The 15,276-nt window shown below is 40.4% G+C and carries 11 protein-coding genes and 2 rRNA genes; 6 read left to right on the top strand and 7 right to left on the bottom strand.

From position 1 onward, the window contains the following. Window positions 1-159: 159 nt before the first annotated feature. The gene (locus H6G69_RS15695; RefSeq protein WP_190688666.1) at window positions 160-1,518 is read left to right on the top strand and encodes a DICT sensory domain-containing protein; all 1,359 of its coding nucleotides are present in this window, start codon (window positions 160-162) and stop codon (window positions 1,516-1,518) included. A 22-nt stretch (window positions 1,519-1,540) separates the two neighbouring features. Here H6G69_RS15695 and H6G69_RS15690 read toward each other — a convergent pair whose 3' ends face one another. The 4 genes from H6G69_RS15690 to H6G69_RS15675 all read right to left on the bottom strand — a co-directional run bounded on the left by H6G69_RS15690 (window position 1,541) and on the right by H6G69_RS15675 (window position 6,425). Beyond that, on the bottom strand, window positions 1,541-3,007 hold the full coding sequence (locus H6G69_RS15690) for a cobyrinate a,c-diamide synthase (protein WP_190688663.1): 1,467 nt from the start codon (window positions 3,005-3,007) through the stop codon (window positions 1,541-1,543). 160 nt (window positions 3,008-3,167) lie between these two features. Then, the gene (locus H6G69_RS15685; RefSeq protein ID WP_190688660.1) at window positions 3,168-4,409 is read right to left on the bottom strand and encodes an S-layer homology domain-containing protein; all 1,242 of its coding nucleotides are present in this window, start codon (window positions 4,407-4,409) and stop codon (window positions 3,168-3,170) included. Window positions 4,410-4,655: 246 nt separating this feature from the next. Then, window positions 4,656-5,303 carry a PEP-CTERM sorting domain-containing protein gene (locus H6G69_RS15680; RefSeq protein WP_313951096.1) on the bottom strand — a complete coding sequence of 216 codons (648 nt, stop codon included), beginning with the start codon at window positions 5,301-5,303 and terminating at the stop codon, window positions 4,656-4,658. Between the two features lie 423 nt (window positions 5,304-5,726). After that, window positions 5,727-6,425 (bottom strand): conjugal transfer protein TrbI, encoded by a 699-nt coding sequence (locus H6G69_RS15675; protein ID WP_190689035.1) that lies wholly within the window; start codon window positions 6,423-6,425, stop codon window positions 5,727-5,729. 525 nt (window positions 6,426-6,950) lie between these two features. On the opposite strand from H6G69_RS15675, the gene sbcC reads away from it, so the two are divergent. The 3 genes from sbcC to H6G69_RS15660 all read left to right on the top strand — a co-directional run bounded on the left by sbcC (window position 6,951) and on the right by H6G69_RS15660 (window position 11,031). Beyond that, window positions 6,951-9,977: an exonuclease subunit SbcC gene (sbcC, locus tag H6G69_RS15670; RefSeq protein ID WP_190688653.1), complete on the top strand. Its 3,027-nt coding sequence runs from the start codon at window positions 6,951-6,953 to the stop codon at window positions 9,975-9,977. A 357-nt stretch (window positions 9,978-10,334) separates the two neighbouring features. After that, window positions 10,335-10,502 (top strand): CopG family transcriptional regulator, encoded by a 168-nt coding sequence (locus H6G69_RS15665; protein ID WP_190688650.1) that lies wholly within the window; start codon window positions 10,335-10,337, stop codon window positions 10,500-10,502. 388 nt (window positions 10,503-10,890) lie between these two features. Then, window positions 10,891-11,031, top strand: coding sequence for a HAMP domain-containing histidine kinase (locus H6G69_RS15660; RefSeq protein ID WP_190688647.1), 141 nt, complete (start codon window positions 10,891-10,893; stop codon window positions 11,029-11,031). A gap of 34 nt (window positions 11,032-11,065) precedes the next feature. Here the strand turns inward: H6G69_RS15660 and H6G69_RS15655 are convergent, their stop codons facing one another. Beyond that, complete coding sequence (locus H6G69_RS15655; RefSeq protein ID WP_190688644.1) at window positions 11,066-12,532, bottom strand: GGDEF domain-containing protein; 1,467 nt, start codon at window positions 12,530-12,532, stop codon at window positions 11,066-11,068. Between the two features lie 471 nt (window positions 12,533-13,003). Here H6G69_RS15655 and H6G69_RS15650 point away from each other — a divergent pair, with 471 nt between their 5' ends. Beyond that, window positions 13,004-13,903, top strand: coding sequence for an AraC family transcriptional regulator (locus tag H6G69_RS15650; protein ID WP_199336037.1), 900 nt, complete (start codon window positions 13,004-13,006; stop codon window positions 13,901-13,903). Between the two features lie 93 nt (window positions 13,904-13,996). Next, window positions 13,997-14,725 carry a dienelactone hydrolase family protein gene (locus tag H6G69_RS15645; RefSeq protein ID WP_190688640.1) on the top strand — a complete coding sequence of 243 codons (729 nt, stop codon included), beginning with the start codon at window positions 13,997-13,999 and terminating at the stop codon, window positions 14,723-14,725. A gap of 203 nt (window positions 14,726-14,928) precedes the next feature. Here the strand turns inward: H6G69_RS15645 and rrf are convergent. Together rrf and H6G69_RS15635 are read right to left on the bottom strand one after the other, a co-directional pair. Then, window positions 14,929-15,046 (bottom strand): 5S ribosomal RNA (gene rrf, locus H6G69_RS15640). A 136-nt stretch (window positions 15,047-15,182) separates the two neighbouring features. Further along, window positions 15,183-15,276 (bottom strand): 23S ribosomal RNA (locus H6G69_RS15635); the annotation flags it as partial.

The following is a 15,276-nucleotide window of genomic DNA, read 5'->3' as shown; positions in this document are numbered from 1 at the left end:
TCTCCCGCTACACCCCAAGGGTTAGCTGTGAGAGGATGTCAATTGTAGTTATGTATTCTACGTAGTCTTTTTGTAAAAGACTTATGCATAAAATTCAAAATCAATGACATAATTATTTGTCCCTGCCTTTTCCTTCATTTTTCTTGTTGTGCTTGACTCATGAATGATTCTCTGCGTAAGCAGCTATCCATCTATCAGCTGGCCTTAGGATTGGAAGCACCGCCTCAAGCGTTTCCTAGTAATCCTGCTACTTTATTAGCATTACTGAGGGCGCAAATAGATATACTCATAGAGCAGGAAATTGCCGCAACTTTTTGGGTTAAGCTACCACCAGGAAAAATTTGGCACGCAGAATTAGAACGCTATCAATCTGCGATGGGTACATCTGGAGTAATCAATACATACCGCAATCTTCACTCTAGTCAAGAAAATGGACTCAAACTTCTCCCAAATCATCAACTACGGCGAGAATACTTTTTTATAGTAATCTCGCCGCAATTTTGTAATTTAATCGTAGTTCGCCGTACCCGCAAAAGAAGCCAAAATCGCAATTCCCCAAAAGGAAAGACACATAAGATGCCTGCTTTAGTGGCTTTAACCACAATGGAAAAAAGACTAATTCAGCAAATTTTAGAGGGAATTCAACAGGCTACCGCACCAGAATCACAGCCAAATTTCACAGCTGAGTTAACTTACCCAAATACAACAGAACCCGCAATAGTTAGTAGACTATTGGCAAAACAACTCCAACGCCAAAATGAAATTAATCGTCAAGTTGTCAATAAACGCATCACCAAGTTAAAAGAACAAAATCAAAAGTTACAAAATAAAGAACAACTCAAAGACGGGTATTTAAGTAGTGTGTGTCAGGAATTGCGTACACCTCTGACACATATGAAAACTGCGCTGTCGCTATTGAATTCTCCTACCATCAAACCCCCACAGCGACAACGTTATTTGCAGATGTTGAATACCCAATGCGATCGCCAAAGTATACTCATCACTGGTTTATTAGATTTAATTAACCTAGAACATCAATTAGAACAAACTAGCTTAGAATTAGTCCGTTTGTCAGAAATTGTCCCCGGAATAGTTAGTACTTATCAGCCTGTCGCCCAAGAAAAAGGCATTATGCTAGCCTATACCGTACCCCCAGATTTACCAACTGTTTGGTGCGTAGCGGGTGGACTCAGACAAATAGTCATTAATTTATTGCAAAACAGTATTAAATTTACACCCAAAGGCGGCCAAGTTTGGGTCAGAGCGCGACTTTTTGGCGATTACATCCAATTAGAATTCCGCGACACAGGTATAGGTATTGCCGAAAGTGAAATATCGAAAATCTTTGATTGCTTTTATCGGGTGCGTTCTGGAACCGCCGAAGAACTAGGGGGTGCGGGGTTGGGTTTAACCATCGTTAAGCGGCTACTTTGGCGTTGTGGTGGTTCCATCTTAGTCAGAAGCAAACCCGATGAAGGTTCAACTTTTATTGTCCAGTTGCTAGTACAAAAAAAATGAAGTGTGCAGTCGGAAATATTTTTTAATTGGTAATCAGCACTTTGGTTTGACATTGCTGAAGAAATCGCCGAGGAATTTCTGCACTAGCACCCCAATGTAAATGGACATAAGAAGCATGAAGATTGGTTGGAAAATTCCATCCTTCATCCCCCATATTTTCATCGCAATCATAGCGGTAAGTTGCAAATAAAGGTTGTTCAAAATTGGCTTTTAAACTGGAACGATGAAACTCATGTCCGTAAACAGTTGTACCTGTATCTACTAACAAACTATCTCGTAAAGCTACTGCCCGACGATAACCTAAAGTTAAACGTCCACCCATACCAGCAGCAGTTGGGATAATTCCTACCATTGGATAATAATTACCTGCAAAATCGCTGATTTGTTCACACAAATACATCAAGCCGCCACACTCAGCAATTGTTGGTATACCTTGCAAAATTGCTGTTTTAACTGATTCACGAGCATTGATATTTGCTGTTAATTGTTGTGCAAAAACTTCTGGGAAACCACCACCAAAGTACATTCCCTGGATACCTTGCGGGAAAGTATCTTCTAGAGGACTCCAGAAAACTAACTCTGCGCCTAATTGTTGCAATAAATCGAGATTGTCTTGGTAATAAAAATTAAAAGCGCGATCGCGTGCTACGGCAATTTTGACTTTATAAAGTGCTGTTAGCGGTAGCGGGGCGTTTAGCCCGTGCTGAGTGCTGTTAGCGGTAGCGGGGCGTTTAGCCCGTGCTGAGTTTGGAGTGCTGAGTGCTGGGTGCTGAGTGCTGAGTCCTGGGTGCTGAGTTTGGAGTAAAGGTAATAAACTTTGCCAGTTGAAGCAAGTATCACCTAAATCAGCCAAGCGTTCTATGACTGCATCTAATTCTGTGAGTTCTGCTGTGGGAACTAAACCGAGATGGCGGTCAGGAATGGCAATATTATCTTGACGACGCAGAACACCAAGAATTGGTAATGGTAGAGATTTTAGCGCATCTTTGAGTAAACAGAGGTGGCGATCGCTGCCGACGCGATTGAGGACTAAACCAGCTATTTTTATTTTGGGGTCAAAGGAACAATAACCGTGAGCGATCGCAGCTACAGAACCAGATAAACGACTGCAATCAATGACTAACACTACAGGCAAATCCAACAACCGAGCAATATGAGCCGTACTAGCAAAGTCTGTCATTTGTGGTTTACCCTCCACAAATGACGAAACACCATCAAACAACCCCATCACCCCTTCTACCAAAGCATATTCACTGGCTTGGCTGTGATGAGCAAAACATTGCTGCACGTAAGCTTCCGAAGTTAGCACCGGGTCTAAGTTGCGACAAGCCAGGCCTGTGACATACTGATGAAACATCGGGTCAATGTAGTCCGGGCCAACCTTAAAAGATTGCACTTGACTACCACGACGACATAAAGATGCTAAAAGGGTGAGCGTGACTGTTGTCTTACCCACCCCACTACGTTCTCCTGCAATGATTAAAGCCATCTAAATTAATTACTTTCTTGAACTGGCGATCGCACTATTGCTATTGTACGTAGTTCCGAACACCTACTTTGAAACTCAGATAAAAAGAATGAAAGTAAGGGTTTGGATATAAACACCCCCAACCCCTACACCCTTTGCCAAACCCTTGATTTTTCAGCTTTTATCTAAGTGACACCAACAAATTTTGGTTGACAGTCATTTGTAAATCAGTGTTGGGATCAATAGCGATTAAGTCAACACTATTACGACCGAAGAACAAGCCAATTAAACCACCAATAGCAGCACCACCCAGAACTTCTTCCGTAGCGATCGCGCGATCGCCTGTCACCGCAGATACCGCAGCCGCAGCCCCAGCACCTAATACAGTATTTCTAATAATTGCTGTGGTACTCGTGCCTTTTTTGACTGTTTCTGTCTTGGTAATCACATCAGAAGTCGCAGCAATTTCGTACTCTTGACCTGTAGTTAATACCAGTTTTTGCGCTACGAATTGCGAACCACCTTTAACAGGTTTAAGTTGTCCCACCACTTGGCTACCAGCCGGAATCACCACAGTTCCATTTTGCGTAACTACGTTTTGGTCAACAGTTAGAGTTAAAGGTGCAGTTTCATCCTTAGTAACCAGAATTTTCTTCGCTTGGTCATACTTCACAGGAATCACCGCACCTTGGGGAATTGTTACTGATACAGGTGTGGGTGTGGAAGGTTGAGCAGCAACAATGTAAGGTGAGTTAATTGCTGAAGCTTGATTAGAACTAACTAAGGCTTGATAGATAAAAGCCGCTACCTGCGCTCTTGTAGCAGTTGCAGTTGGATTGAGGAACTTCACATTTGGATAGTTCACGACAATTTGCTGTTCTGTCGCCGCCGCAATCGGACTACGGGCATAACTAGCAACACTAGCAGCATCGTTGAAATATTGCAGAGTGCCTTCAACATTACCGCTAGGATTATATTCCAGACCATTGGCGAGAGCAACTAAAACCTGCTGGCGCGGAATGGCTTGGTTCGGCTCAAAGCGGTTTCCGGGATACCCTGAAAGAAAACCAATCGTATATGCTTGCTGAATGGCTCCCGATGCCCAGTAATTGCTGGGTACGTCAACAAAATTGATTGCTTGACGTTGTTGTGCTTTTGAAAAAGCTTTATTCACCATTGCCGCAAATTGAGCGCGTGTTACTGCTTCTTCTGGACGGAAACTGCCATCAGGAAACCCAGCAATTACACCCCGTTGTGATAATTCTTGAATAAATTGTGCCGCCCAATAGTTAGATGAAACATCCGTAAAAGTAGTTTGAGCAAAAGATGGTGTAGCTGTAACTAAAGGGGCTACAGTGCCAACAGTAATACTCAAAGCCATAAGTGCAGCAGTTTTTGATTGCCAACTATTTAATGTAAACATTAATTTATGCCTCTACATTTATTTGTTCTTCTGTTAAATAGTTAGACAACTATGGTATTAAAATGTTTCTAATTATTTTGGTTTTTCCCAATAATATGACTTTAGTCATATAGGGATAATATTTAATTTTAGAAAAATAAATGTAGACTTATTTAATGCTTTTATGTTCCCTCGTATTTCCTATATCAAAATAAAAAAACTGCTATGCGATTCACACATAGCAGTTTTAATATTCAAGAAACTAATTTAGACTTTGGCATCTAGTTGCTTTTTTTGACGCTTGAGCAGTGAAGTTGTACCAAAAGCTCCTATTGCTAATACACCTAACATTGCATCAGATTCAGGAACGCTTTTAGCCACTCTATAGGTGTGGTTGTCTGTTTCAAAAGCAATACCATTTGAGCGCATCACAACGCGATCAAATTTTTCCCCTGCATCACCTACTAAGTTAATAAACATATTCGCTTGAGTACTAGTCCAGCTACCATCAGCTATGGCAGTTGGCACATCAGAGCCACTAAAAGTCTTTAACAGCTTACCACCACTGTAAATGTCAATAAAATTGTAACTGTCTAGTGAGCCTGCATAAAAACCGAAGTAATCAATAGCTTCTTTAAAATCAATGTTGACAAAACCACTATCGCCAGCCACATTACTACCAGTTGGAGAAATTGTTAAAAATTTTGTATCGTCTTGATAAGGTGAAGCATATTGACCGCCTACACTACCTTGAACAATGTTAGTAGTAATATTGGAATAAGTTACAAAACCATTAGGATCGTTGGCTGTGCCATCATCAAAAGTTACTACTTTTGTATCTGAATAACTGGAAAACATTCCAGGATTTACTTTCATTGTTACAGCACTAGCCGGATTTGCGCTGGCTGCAATCACTGTTGTTCCTATTAAAGTCAGAGATAATTTTTTTAGCATCCTAGTGAAGTCCTTAAAAATAGTAAAAATTTGCCATGATGTGCGGTTGATAACCAACTGTCACAAGCTGGTGTTATCAATCAACCAAGTTAAAAAGTAGTCAGCACTTGATAATTTAATTTTTAATTTTTTCAATAGAAAAATACACAGTAGATGCACTAACTTTCTTTTAAAGAGTCAGTGAAGCTGCTAAGTCTTTGCTTGCAAAACCAGCAAAGACTTAGCACTTAACATGGCTATATCCCACTATTAGATCAGGCAATATCTAGATGAAATATTTGTGGGAATGTAAAGTTTTGTATCTATAAAGTGAAGCGATCGCACTCTATATTATTAAAGGCGATCGCTCATGCAATTTGATTAAATTCACGACGGAAATTTCAGTTAATAAGTGCTATTGCGCGATATGACCAAATTGCTGGTTAGTGTGATATCCAAATCTTGTTCTGGTCTGAGAACAAAAACATCAGCTTGATTTTTTCGCAATAATACACTTGCTGCTGCACCTACAGCACCACCAGCCACAGGTTCTAAGACTTCTACCCTCTTGTTGCCAGTTAACAGTGAAATTACCGTAGCTGCACCTGCACCGATCGCTGCGTCTGTTAAAATTTGACCAGTGTTAGCACCTTTGCTAATTCTTTCAGTTTCGGTGATTGTTTTAGAACGTGCATTAATTGGCAGCCTACGTCCAGAAGGAAAAACTAATTCTGATGCGACAAACCTTACACCTTTTGTATTTTGATTATTGCTGTTGCTATCTCTACCGTATAAATCTACAGGTTCTAGTCTACCGATAACTTCAGTCTGAGCCGGAATTAAGACATTTCTACTTCTATCAATAATGTCATTAGCTATTCGCAGCTTGAGAGACATACTTTCCCCAGGCTTAACCACAACTTTTTCTTTTTCGTAAGTGACTGGTAACGTCACATTAGCCGGAATAGTAGTTGAGCGTGACTGCCCTATATTATATTGTGCTTGTGCCGGAGCTAACGCAATCATGGGAGCGATCGCACCTGTAGTTAGTGCCATTGCCATGAATGCAGCAGTTCCAGTTTTGATGCGATAAAGGTGTGTCATAACAAGATTACGTTGATTTTTGTATCGTGTGTAATGACGAGGCATTACTGAGATTGTTTCTGACTCGTTTGGGAACTCTCTTTCGGCATATTCCCCACGTAATACATCTTGAATTATGAGGAGTATTGTTATTGCTAAAATGCCTCAATCAACTAATATTTATATACAGCTTGACGCAAATTTGTGAGTGTTGTTCCAATCAGCATTTTGATTTAAATCTAAACTCTAAATATATGCCTGATAAATTCATAGTAAAAACTTAAACAAATACTTCGCGTCACTTTGCGTTGACCTCCGCGAGCCTCCGCGTTAAAAATCATACAAATTCAACCTACTGAAAGTTTCTTTTTTCTTTGCAGAGGCGCAAAATAATTTGCCAAGAAGGAAAAACTCGCTCATAATATTGTTAATTTTCGTAAAATTACCGACATTAAGACTAGAATCCTGATAAACACCTAGTTAAACTAACAAGAGTGCATCTGTACTGCTATTTAATCAAATCGTAGATGTGGCGCTATAGCCTCAATGATCCCAGTACAACTTATCCTCAAAAACTTCCTAAGTTACCGTGATGCCACTTTAGATTTTCGTGGTTTGCATACGGCTTGTATTTGTGGTTCCAATGGTGCAGGAAAATCATCTCTGCTCGAAGCTATTACATGGGCAATTTGGGGTGAAAGTCGAGCTTCAACCGAAGATGATGTCATCCATTCGGGTGCAAAAGAAGTTCGCGTTGATTTCACTTTTCAAGTTAACCAGCAAAAGTATCGCGTCATTCGCACCAGAGTTCGTGGCTCAACTAGCGTTCTAGAATTTCAAATCGAAACACCTTCTGGGTTTCGCCCCCTCACTGGTAAAGGAGTTAGGGCAACGCAGGATTTGATTTTAGAACATATCAAGCTAGATTACGATACTTTTATTAATTCTGCTTATTTGCGTCAAGGCCGGGCTGATGAATTCATGCTCAAACGCCCCACAGAACGCAAGGAAATCTTAGCAGAATTATTAAAGCTGACGCAGTATGATGATTTGGAAGAACGCGCCAAAGAATCTGCGCGTCAATTTAAAGCCAGAGCGGAAGAATTAGAGCGTTCTTTGGAATCAATTAAAAGCCAACTACAACAACGCGAAACCACAGCCACTCAAAGAGCAGAATTAGAACTTGAACTCAATCAACTCCAACAAGTGCAAGCTTTTGACAATATTCAATTGCAAAGTTTGCAGGTTGTCCAGCACCAACGGCAAAATTGGGAACAGCAATTAGGCTTTGTTAGGCAACAATATCAGAATTTAACGCAAGATTGCGATCGCCTCCACCAAGAGCAATCAGCAGTCAAAACCCAACTTGCAGAATTAGCAGCCCTCTTAAATCAAGAAGCGGAAATCAAAAACGGTTACGCCCATTATCAAAGCCTACAAGCACAAGAAGAAGCTTTTGCTGCCAAATTTGAAGAACATACCCGTGCCACTGCACTCCGTCAACAAAAGCAACAACAGCTATCTAAGCAAATTCAAGAAATTGAAAGGCAATTACAACAAACCCAAGCGCAACTCGAAGCTTTAGCACAGCAAGAACAAGAAATTCAACACACCTTGAGTAAATCAGGAGAAGTTGAAGCCGCTTTAGGACAACTCAACGCCGCACGCCGTCGCGTTACCCAGTTAGATGAGTTGCAAATGCAAGTCTCGCCATTATTGCAACAGCGACAAAGTTTGCAAAGTCACCTAGATAGAATTCAAGCTAGTTTAGTAGCCAGATTAGAACAAATACAAGCTACCCAAAACCAACTGCAACGCTCTTCTCAACGCCAACCCCAAATCCAACAAGCTGTGATGGCGGTGGCGATGCAGATTGAGCAAATGGAAAAAGATAAAGTTTACCTACAACGAATTCAAGAAAAAGGACAGGAAAGACGACACTTTATTGAACGACTACAAGCCCAGCAAAGGGAATATGAAAGGTTATTAGGCGAATTAGATCAAAAACTGCAAATGCTTCGCAACCCAGACGCGATTTGTCCGTTGTGTGAGCGTCCTTTGGATGAACACCACTGGAATCGGGTTGCTGATAAAACCAAAGCAGAATACAAAGACACTGAGGAACAATTGTGGGTATTCCGCGAACAATTGGCTTGTACAGATCGAGAAATTCAAGTACTGCGGCAGAAATATCGAGAAGTATCGCAAAACTTAGCTCCCTATGACTCTTTGCGGGAACAGCGCGGACAATTAGCGGCTCAACTAGAATCAACCAGTGATGCCGAAGAACAGTTACAACAACTAGCACAAGAAAGAGAACATTTAGAGCGATCGCTCCAAACTGGTGATTACGCCCAAGATAAACAGCAAGAACTACAGCAAGTACAAGCATATCTGCAACAATTAAATTACAATGAGCAAGACCATGCCTTAGCGCGGAGTGAAGTTGAAAGATGGCGCTGGGCAGAAATTAAACTCCAGCAAATTAAAGATGCGCTCAAACGCCAAAGCCAACTAGCAGCGCGCAAACCAGAATTAGAAACAGCCATTACTCAACTACACACCAAAATCAAGCAAGAGCAAACTGATTCTGAGTGTGCTAGGCAAATCGCCGCTCTAGAGCGTCAAATTGCCGAAATTGCTTACAGTTCTGAGCAACACAATAATTTACGTCAAGCTATCCGCCAAGCCCAAGCATGGCAGTTACGCTATCAACAGTTGTTGTCAGCCCAACAACAATATCCGCAGCTACAAGCACGATTGCAAGAGTTAGAAGCCTCTAAAATTGCACGGTTAAACGAACGCCAACAACTCGCCAGTCAAATTGATGAGATTGTCCAGCAACTAGCACAGTCAGCCAACCCCATCGAGCAAATCCAAGCTTTAGAACAGCAGTTAGCTATCCGCAGACGACAACTCGACGAGCAAATCGCCAAGTTAGGGCGCTTAGAACAACTGGCTCTCCAGCTAGAAACTTTGCAAGTTCAGTACGAAGAACAACAACAACAGTTGCAAGCTTGTAAACGCGAGTACCGTGTTTACCACGAATTAGCCCAAGCTTTTGGTAAAAATGGTATCCAAGCTTTGATGATTGAAAACGTGTTGCCACAGCTAGAAGCAGAGACAAATCAACTTTTAGCGCGACTGAGTGCCAACCAGCTGCACGTACAATTTGTTACGCAAAAAGCTGGACGCAGCGGTAAATCGAGTAAAAAAAATGCCAAGCTGATAGATACCTTAGATATATTAATTGCCGATGCTCAAGGAACCCGCGCCTACGAAACTTATTCTGGCGGCGAAGCCTTTAGAATTAACTTTGCCATCCGCTTGGCGATGGCGAAATTATTAGCACAAAGGGCGGGGGCGGCTTTGCAAATGCTCATTGTCGATGAAGGCTTTGGTACACAGGATGCCGAAGGATGCGATCGCCTGATTGCTGCTATCAATGCGATCGCTTCTGACTTTGCCTGTATTCTCACCGTTACCCATATGCCCCACCTCAAAGAAGCCTTCCAAGCCCGAATTGAGGTGAATAAGAGCCAGGAAGGTTCACAGATCAGGTTGTTGGTTTAGATAACAGGCAACAGGCAAGAGAAAGCATTATTGCCTCTTATCCTTCTTCTGTCACTCTCCGGAAACAAAGCTTTATGATAAAAACATTATGCAGCAAGGATTTCAGATTTTTCTCTATGGGAAGTAACACAAGAGGGCGTCTATCTATAACTATAAAAAATTGGTATAACCTAATTCTTCAGCACAGCTTCTGAAAATTATTAGTGTTAGCAACTAACTTACGTACTTCATCTTACTTTCAAGGTTGCTAAATGCTTCTTTACTGCTTCTTAAAGCTAATCTCCTTATTTTTATCATTGTAATAGCAACTTAATTGATTGATAGTAAAAGAGTAGTTTCAAAAATAATAGTACATTTATGAATAAGAAATGGGCTGTTAAAAGATTAACAATTAATCTCACATCGGGCGAAGCCGAAAAATTAGAAAAATATTGTTCAAATACAGGGCGGCCGGGAACAGATGTAATTCGAGAGCTAATTCGTTCTTTGACTATTGACGAAATTCTGAATGCAGATCACAAATAGTCAGACTAAATTGAAAATTAATGGTGACAGATAGTGAAATAAAACTAGACGTGGCTAGTAATTTTCAATTTAAAATCTACAATCTGCTTAAAAGGTAACAGAGACTGGTTTTGGACGAGCATTTAGACCTCGCCCAAAACCCTCGTCTTTAAAAACGCAGCAGTAATTATACGCAGAAAATAATGGGTAAAGAAATCAGGTTAGACAAACAACAACATTCAAATTTATACCAGCGACTTTTGACCCCTTTAATGTTAGAAATTTGTCTATTATAGAGGTCTTTTTTAGCCGCTTTTTATCATTCAGCAACAACAACGCAGCAAGTCAAAGACCTATTTTAGGAAGAAATGACTTGTGATTTTCAGACAATGAATGTAGCACAAAAAGTGTGACTGTAGGTAAAGGAACTGAATTAAGGCTGGCGATCGCGCGGCAAATTGTGGAAGAAAACCACGGCGGTAAATTAAGTTGTCATTCTGTATTAAGCGAAGGTACAGAATTTATAATCGAGATTCCTATATCAGGTTGAAAATTTTATTTTCCCTAGAAATATGACAGAGTTATTAAAAGCAGATTTGATTGCGTCCGTTTGTCTTGGCTTTTCTTACTTGATCGCTGACCCGCTGTAATAAAGATACAAGGTTTTTTTCATCTATCAGTTCGACAACCCCAATACTCGTAGTTAGTCGAAACTGTTGACCATTATAAGCAGTGACAATTTGCTGACTTAGAGCTTGGCGAATTCTTTCAGCTATTTGACATCCTGTCTGTAAGTCAGTATTGGACATGACAATACAAAATTCCTCTCCTCCGTAGCGTGCAACCCAATCTCCTGCTCTAACGTTAGTTTGAAATATCTGTGCAGCAGTTCTTAAAGCTTGATCGCCAGTAGGAAAACCGTAGGTTCGATTCACTTCTCCAAAATGATCCAAATCCAGAAGTAGAATTGTCAGCTTTTGCTTATGCTTGTAACACTTTTCGATTTCTCGTGATAGTAATCTGTCAAGATATCGACGGTTAAAAACTTCTGTTAGTCCATCGTGTTCTGCTTCTGTGCGGTACTTGTTAGCTAGACGGCTGGCCTTAAGTACCATCTCATTTATCATCCTCTCCGCCGTCACTCGAATTCGATGCTCAAAATCAGTGATGAGCTTGTCCTGTCCGGAAGCGTTGGCAATAGCATCAAATTCTTCACTGGTGACAACTTGGTTACGTCCTTTTTGCTTGGCAGCATAGACACATTGATTGATTTCTTGCCATAATTGCTCAACAGAAGAATGTCCTGGCATTGCAACTACGCCAAATGAAGCGGTTACATGAATACAAGATATTGCATCTAGCTGAAATTGATGGGTTTGGATTTGATTACGCAAAAATTCTGCAAATGCTTTACCTTGTTCAATACTACCACGTAAGCAAATAGCAAATTTATCACCACCAGTGCGAGCCACAATACCTGCTCCCAGTGAATACTTTTGTAGAATTTGTCCAATTTCTTGGAGTATGTAATCTCCTACAGTATGACCATGACTATCATTAATAAACTTAAATCGATCAATATCTAAGTAAATCAAAGATATAGGCTCTACTTCTTCATTAGAGGTTAAAAGCTGGATTACATAATCATTAAACTTGCGAAAATTAGCAATTCCTGTAAGTTTATCAAGGTTAAACAAATGTTTTTGCTGATTATGCCAAATGCTACGCTGCAAACGCAAAACTATTTGCTGCTCAATTGCATCATATTGACAAGTTTCATCGCCTGCCTCTAACCAACAAAGAACCGCTGATTCTTGCTCAATTGTATCTACTATAAATACTGTAGGTAAATGAATATTATTGTATATATGCTTGGCTTTTTCTGAGTTCTCACAAGTCTTGATATCGAGGACAACGACATCAACGTTTATCTCTGATAGGTCGGTGATATCAATTTTAATCCACTCGAAATTGAGGTGAGTAATTTTAGAACGAGGCAAATCTAGTAAACTACACCAAGCAACTCGAATTGATTTTACCTGTTGATTCATTAATTCTAATTTAAGTGACTGATCATAATCTGTATCTAACTTAAAGTTTAACAAGTAAATTTAGCAATGCGTACTACATAAATGCCAATAATTGTGTGAGTACCAACATAATTTATGGGCAGATATTAATCAGTTTATGATGTTTTTATAAAAACTACTGCTGTTGGGAAAAAATAAATTATTCATGATAATAGGGTAAATTTAAATTGATAGAAATTGATATTTATTTACTAATACAGCACTTAACTAGATAACCTGCATCACTTTCAAGTTGTATAGCAATTAATCTGACAACTAGTTTCACGTAAGTGAAGTAAACAATTGAGTTCTCGCGCGCTAGTTAGAGAAATTAATCTCCCCCCTAAATTCTGCTGTAATTGCCACGTATGATTAGTTAAACTGATCGTATAGCTATTTAGAGAGTAGACTCGTGGCAACTTTACTGGGTAGAGAGTAAGGGCAGCAAAAATTTTGAATAAGGCAGTCAAACTAGATTACCGTCAATCCAATGCCGCAGATTCACTGCTACCTGAGCCTTCTGTGCTATCGAGCGTCGGTTGGAAAAATTTGCATCTTGAAGTTTTTCAGCAACCCAAATTTGAAATTGCTGAACATCAACATACAATGCATGTAATTGCTTATGCACCTATTTCTGCAAATTTTCCTAGAGACTCTACAGGCCAGAGGTGGTTAGATGGTAAATTATACCATGAAACCCGCCAACAGGGTGCGATCGCTATCATTCCAGCAGAGATTTCCCACCGTTGTAACTGGAACACTTCAGTTGAATTTATGGTTTTGGCAATTGAGCCTGCACTACTCCAACAACTTGGCGAAGATTTGATAGCAGGCGCTCGCATCGAACTGCTGCCTCAGTGTATGAATATTTCAGATACACTTATTCAAGGAATCTTCTCAGCATTAAAAGCAGAATTAGAATTGAGTAAACTCGGCGGAAATTTGCTCATTGATAGTCTGCAAACAACCTTAGCAATTCATTTATTAAGAAACTACTGTGTAAGTAAGCCAAAATTTTCTACTTACTCGCATGGTTTATCTCCAGCTACCTTACAGCAAGTAAAACAATATATCCATGAACATCTTCATCATAATTTGCAACTTGGGGAATTAAGTGCGATCGCTCAACTTAGCCCCTATTATTTTCTCCGACTTTTTAAGCAATGTATGGGAATTACGCCACACCAATATATTCTGCAATGTCGTCTTGAAAAGGCCAAATATCTGCTAAAAAATAGCGAACTGAATATTGCAGAGATCGCAGTCCAAACGGGTTTTTCTGACCAAAGTCACCTGACAAAGTGCTGCAAACGCCGTTTTGGGGTAACTCCCAAACAAATTCTGCAAGGTTAAACGCAAGAATCTACTAAAATATCGCAACTTTTTCCTAGAATTCTTTATTACTTGTTTTTTAAGCTATCAGTAGATTTGAATGCAAAGGAAAAGATGAGAATTGCACAAATTGAGGTGCTGATTCCTACACCATCGGGAGAAATGCCCTCTATTTTAGTAACACCAACTCAACCTCAAAGCCAGCCAGCCATTCTTTTGCTGATGGAGGCGTTTGGAATCACCCCACACCTTCGAGATGTAGCCGTCAGAATTGCCTATGAAGGGTATACAGTTCTGATCCCAGATTTATACTACCGAGAATTGCCTAATAACAAATTTGACTATGACGAGGTAGAAGCAGCAATGGCTATGATGTGGCGGTTAGATTTCGGCCAGCCAATGGAAAATGACATCAAAGCCGCATTGATGTATTTGAAGTCTTTGCCAAATGTCTATCCAGATAAAATTGGTGTGACTGGGTTTTGTTTGGGTGGTGGTTTAACTTTTTTCACTGCTGGCAAATTATCAAACTACATTGCAGCAGCAGCTTCCTTTTACGGCATGGTATTAGATGAGTGGATAGAAGCTGTCAAGGATATGACTGTACCAGTATATTTATTTTTTGGTGGTCAAGATCCGTTTATTCCAGGCGATCGCATCCGACAAATCGAAACTCGTTTTCAAGAACTAAACAAAGAATATACCTTAAAAGTTTATCCTAATGCAGGGCATGGCTTTTTTTGTAACGAACGCCCAGACTACAACCACCCCGCAGCCGAAGATGCGTGGCGTGAACTTATGCAATTCTTTGAAAAACATCTACATAACCTAAGTTCAGGATAAAACCAAAGCATGATTCTATGGTTGGCTAAAATACCTCTCAAACTCCGTTAACTCTGCTATCTCTGTTCCTCTGCGGTTCGATTTTTCAGAACTGGTGTTTCCACCACAAAATCTGAACCAGAACTGAGGTTATGTAATACAAAACATACCTAATAACAAAAGCCTCTTCTAATAACCAAGAAGAGGCTTTTGAAAAAGAATAAACCTGGCGTCGAGCAATTGTGGCAGGAGGCGACCCTCCAACTATCGTAGCCGCAGCAGCGTTTCACCTCTGAGTTCGGGAAGGTATCAGTGTGGTTCCACCGCGCCATAGGCACCAGGAAAGACAGTGGTCAGTTATCAGTTATCAGATATCAGATAAATGATCCAAAACCCTGAAGACTGCAAGAAACGCGATGATTGCCAATGTATTGACAGTTGACAGTTAACTGTTAACTGTTGACTGTTAACTGTGTATGAGGTCAAGCCCTCGGTCTGTTAGCACGGCTCGGCTACATACATTACTGCACTTCCACCTACCGCCTAAGAACCTGTGTTCTACAGGTGACCTT

This window comes from Nostoc sp. FACHB-110, assembly GCF_014697425.1.
Classification (GTDB): domain Bacteria; phylum Cyanobacteriota; class Cyanobacteriia; order Cyanobacteriales; family Nostocaceae; genus Nostoc_B.
The sequence above is the reverse complement of the archived record's forward strand: the minus strand, read 5'-3'. Positions and strand labels throughout refer to the sequence as shown.

Coding starts and splice junctions, on each gene's coding strand:
- H6G69_RS15695 (WP_190688666.1), top strand. CDS start 160: ATGAATGATTCTCTGCGTAAGCAGCTATCCATCTATCAGCTGGCCTTA.
- H6G69_RS15690 (WP_190688663.1), bottom strand. CDS start 3,007: ATGGCTTTAATCATTGCAGGAGAACGTAGTGGGGTGGGTAAGACAACA.
- H6G69_RS15685 (WP_190688660.1), bottom strand. CDS start 4,409: ATGTTTACATTAAATAGTTGGCAATCAAAAACTGCTGCACTTATGGCT.
- H6G69_RS15675 (WP_190689035.1), bottom strand. CDS start 6,425: ATGACACACCTTTATCGCATCAAAACTGGAACTGCTGCATTCATGGCA.
- sbcC (WP_190688653.1), top strand. CDS start 6,951: ATGATCCCAGTACAACTTATCCTCAAAAACTTCCTAAGTTACCGTGAT.
- H6G69_RS15665 (WP_190688650.1), top strand. CDS start 10,335: ATGAATAAGAAATGGGCTGTTAAAAGATTAACAATTAATCTCACATCG.
- H6G69_RS15655 (WP_190688644.1), bottom strand. CDS start 12,532: ATGAATCAACAGGTAAAATCAATTCGAGTTGCTTGGTGTAGTTTACTA.
- H6G69_RS15645 (WP_190688640.1), top strand. CDS start 13,997: ATGAGAATTGCACAAATTGAGGTGCTGATTCCTACACCATCGGGAGAA.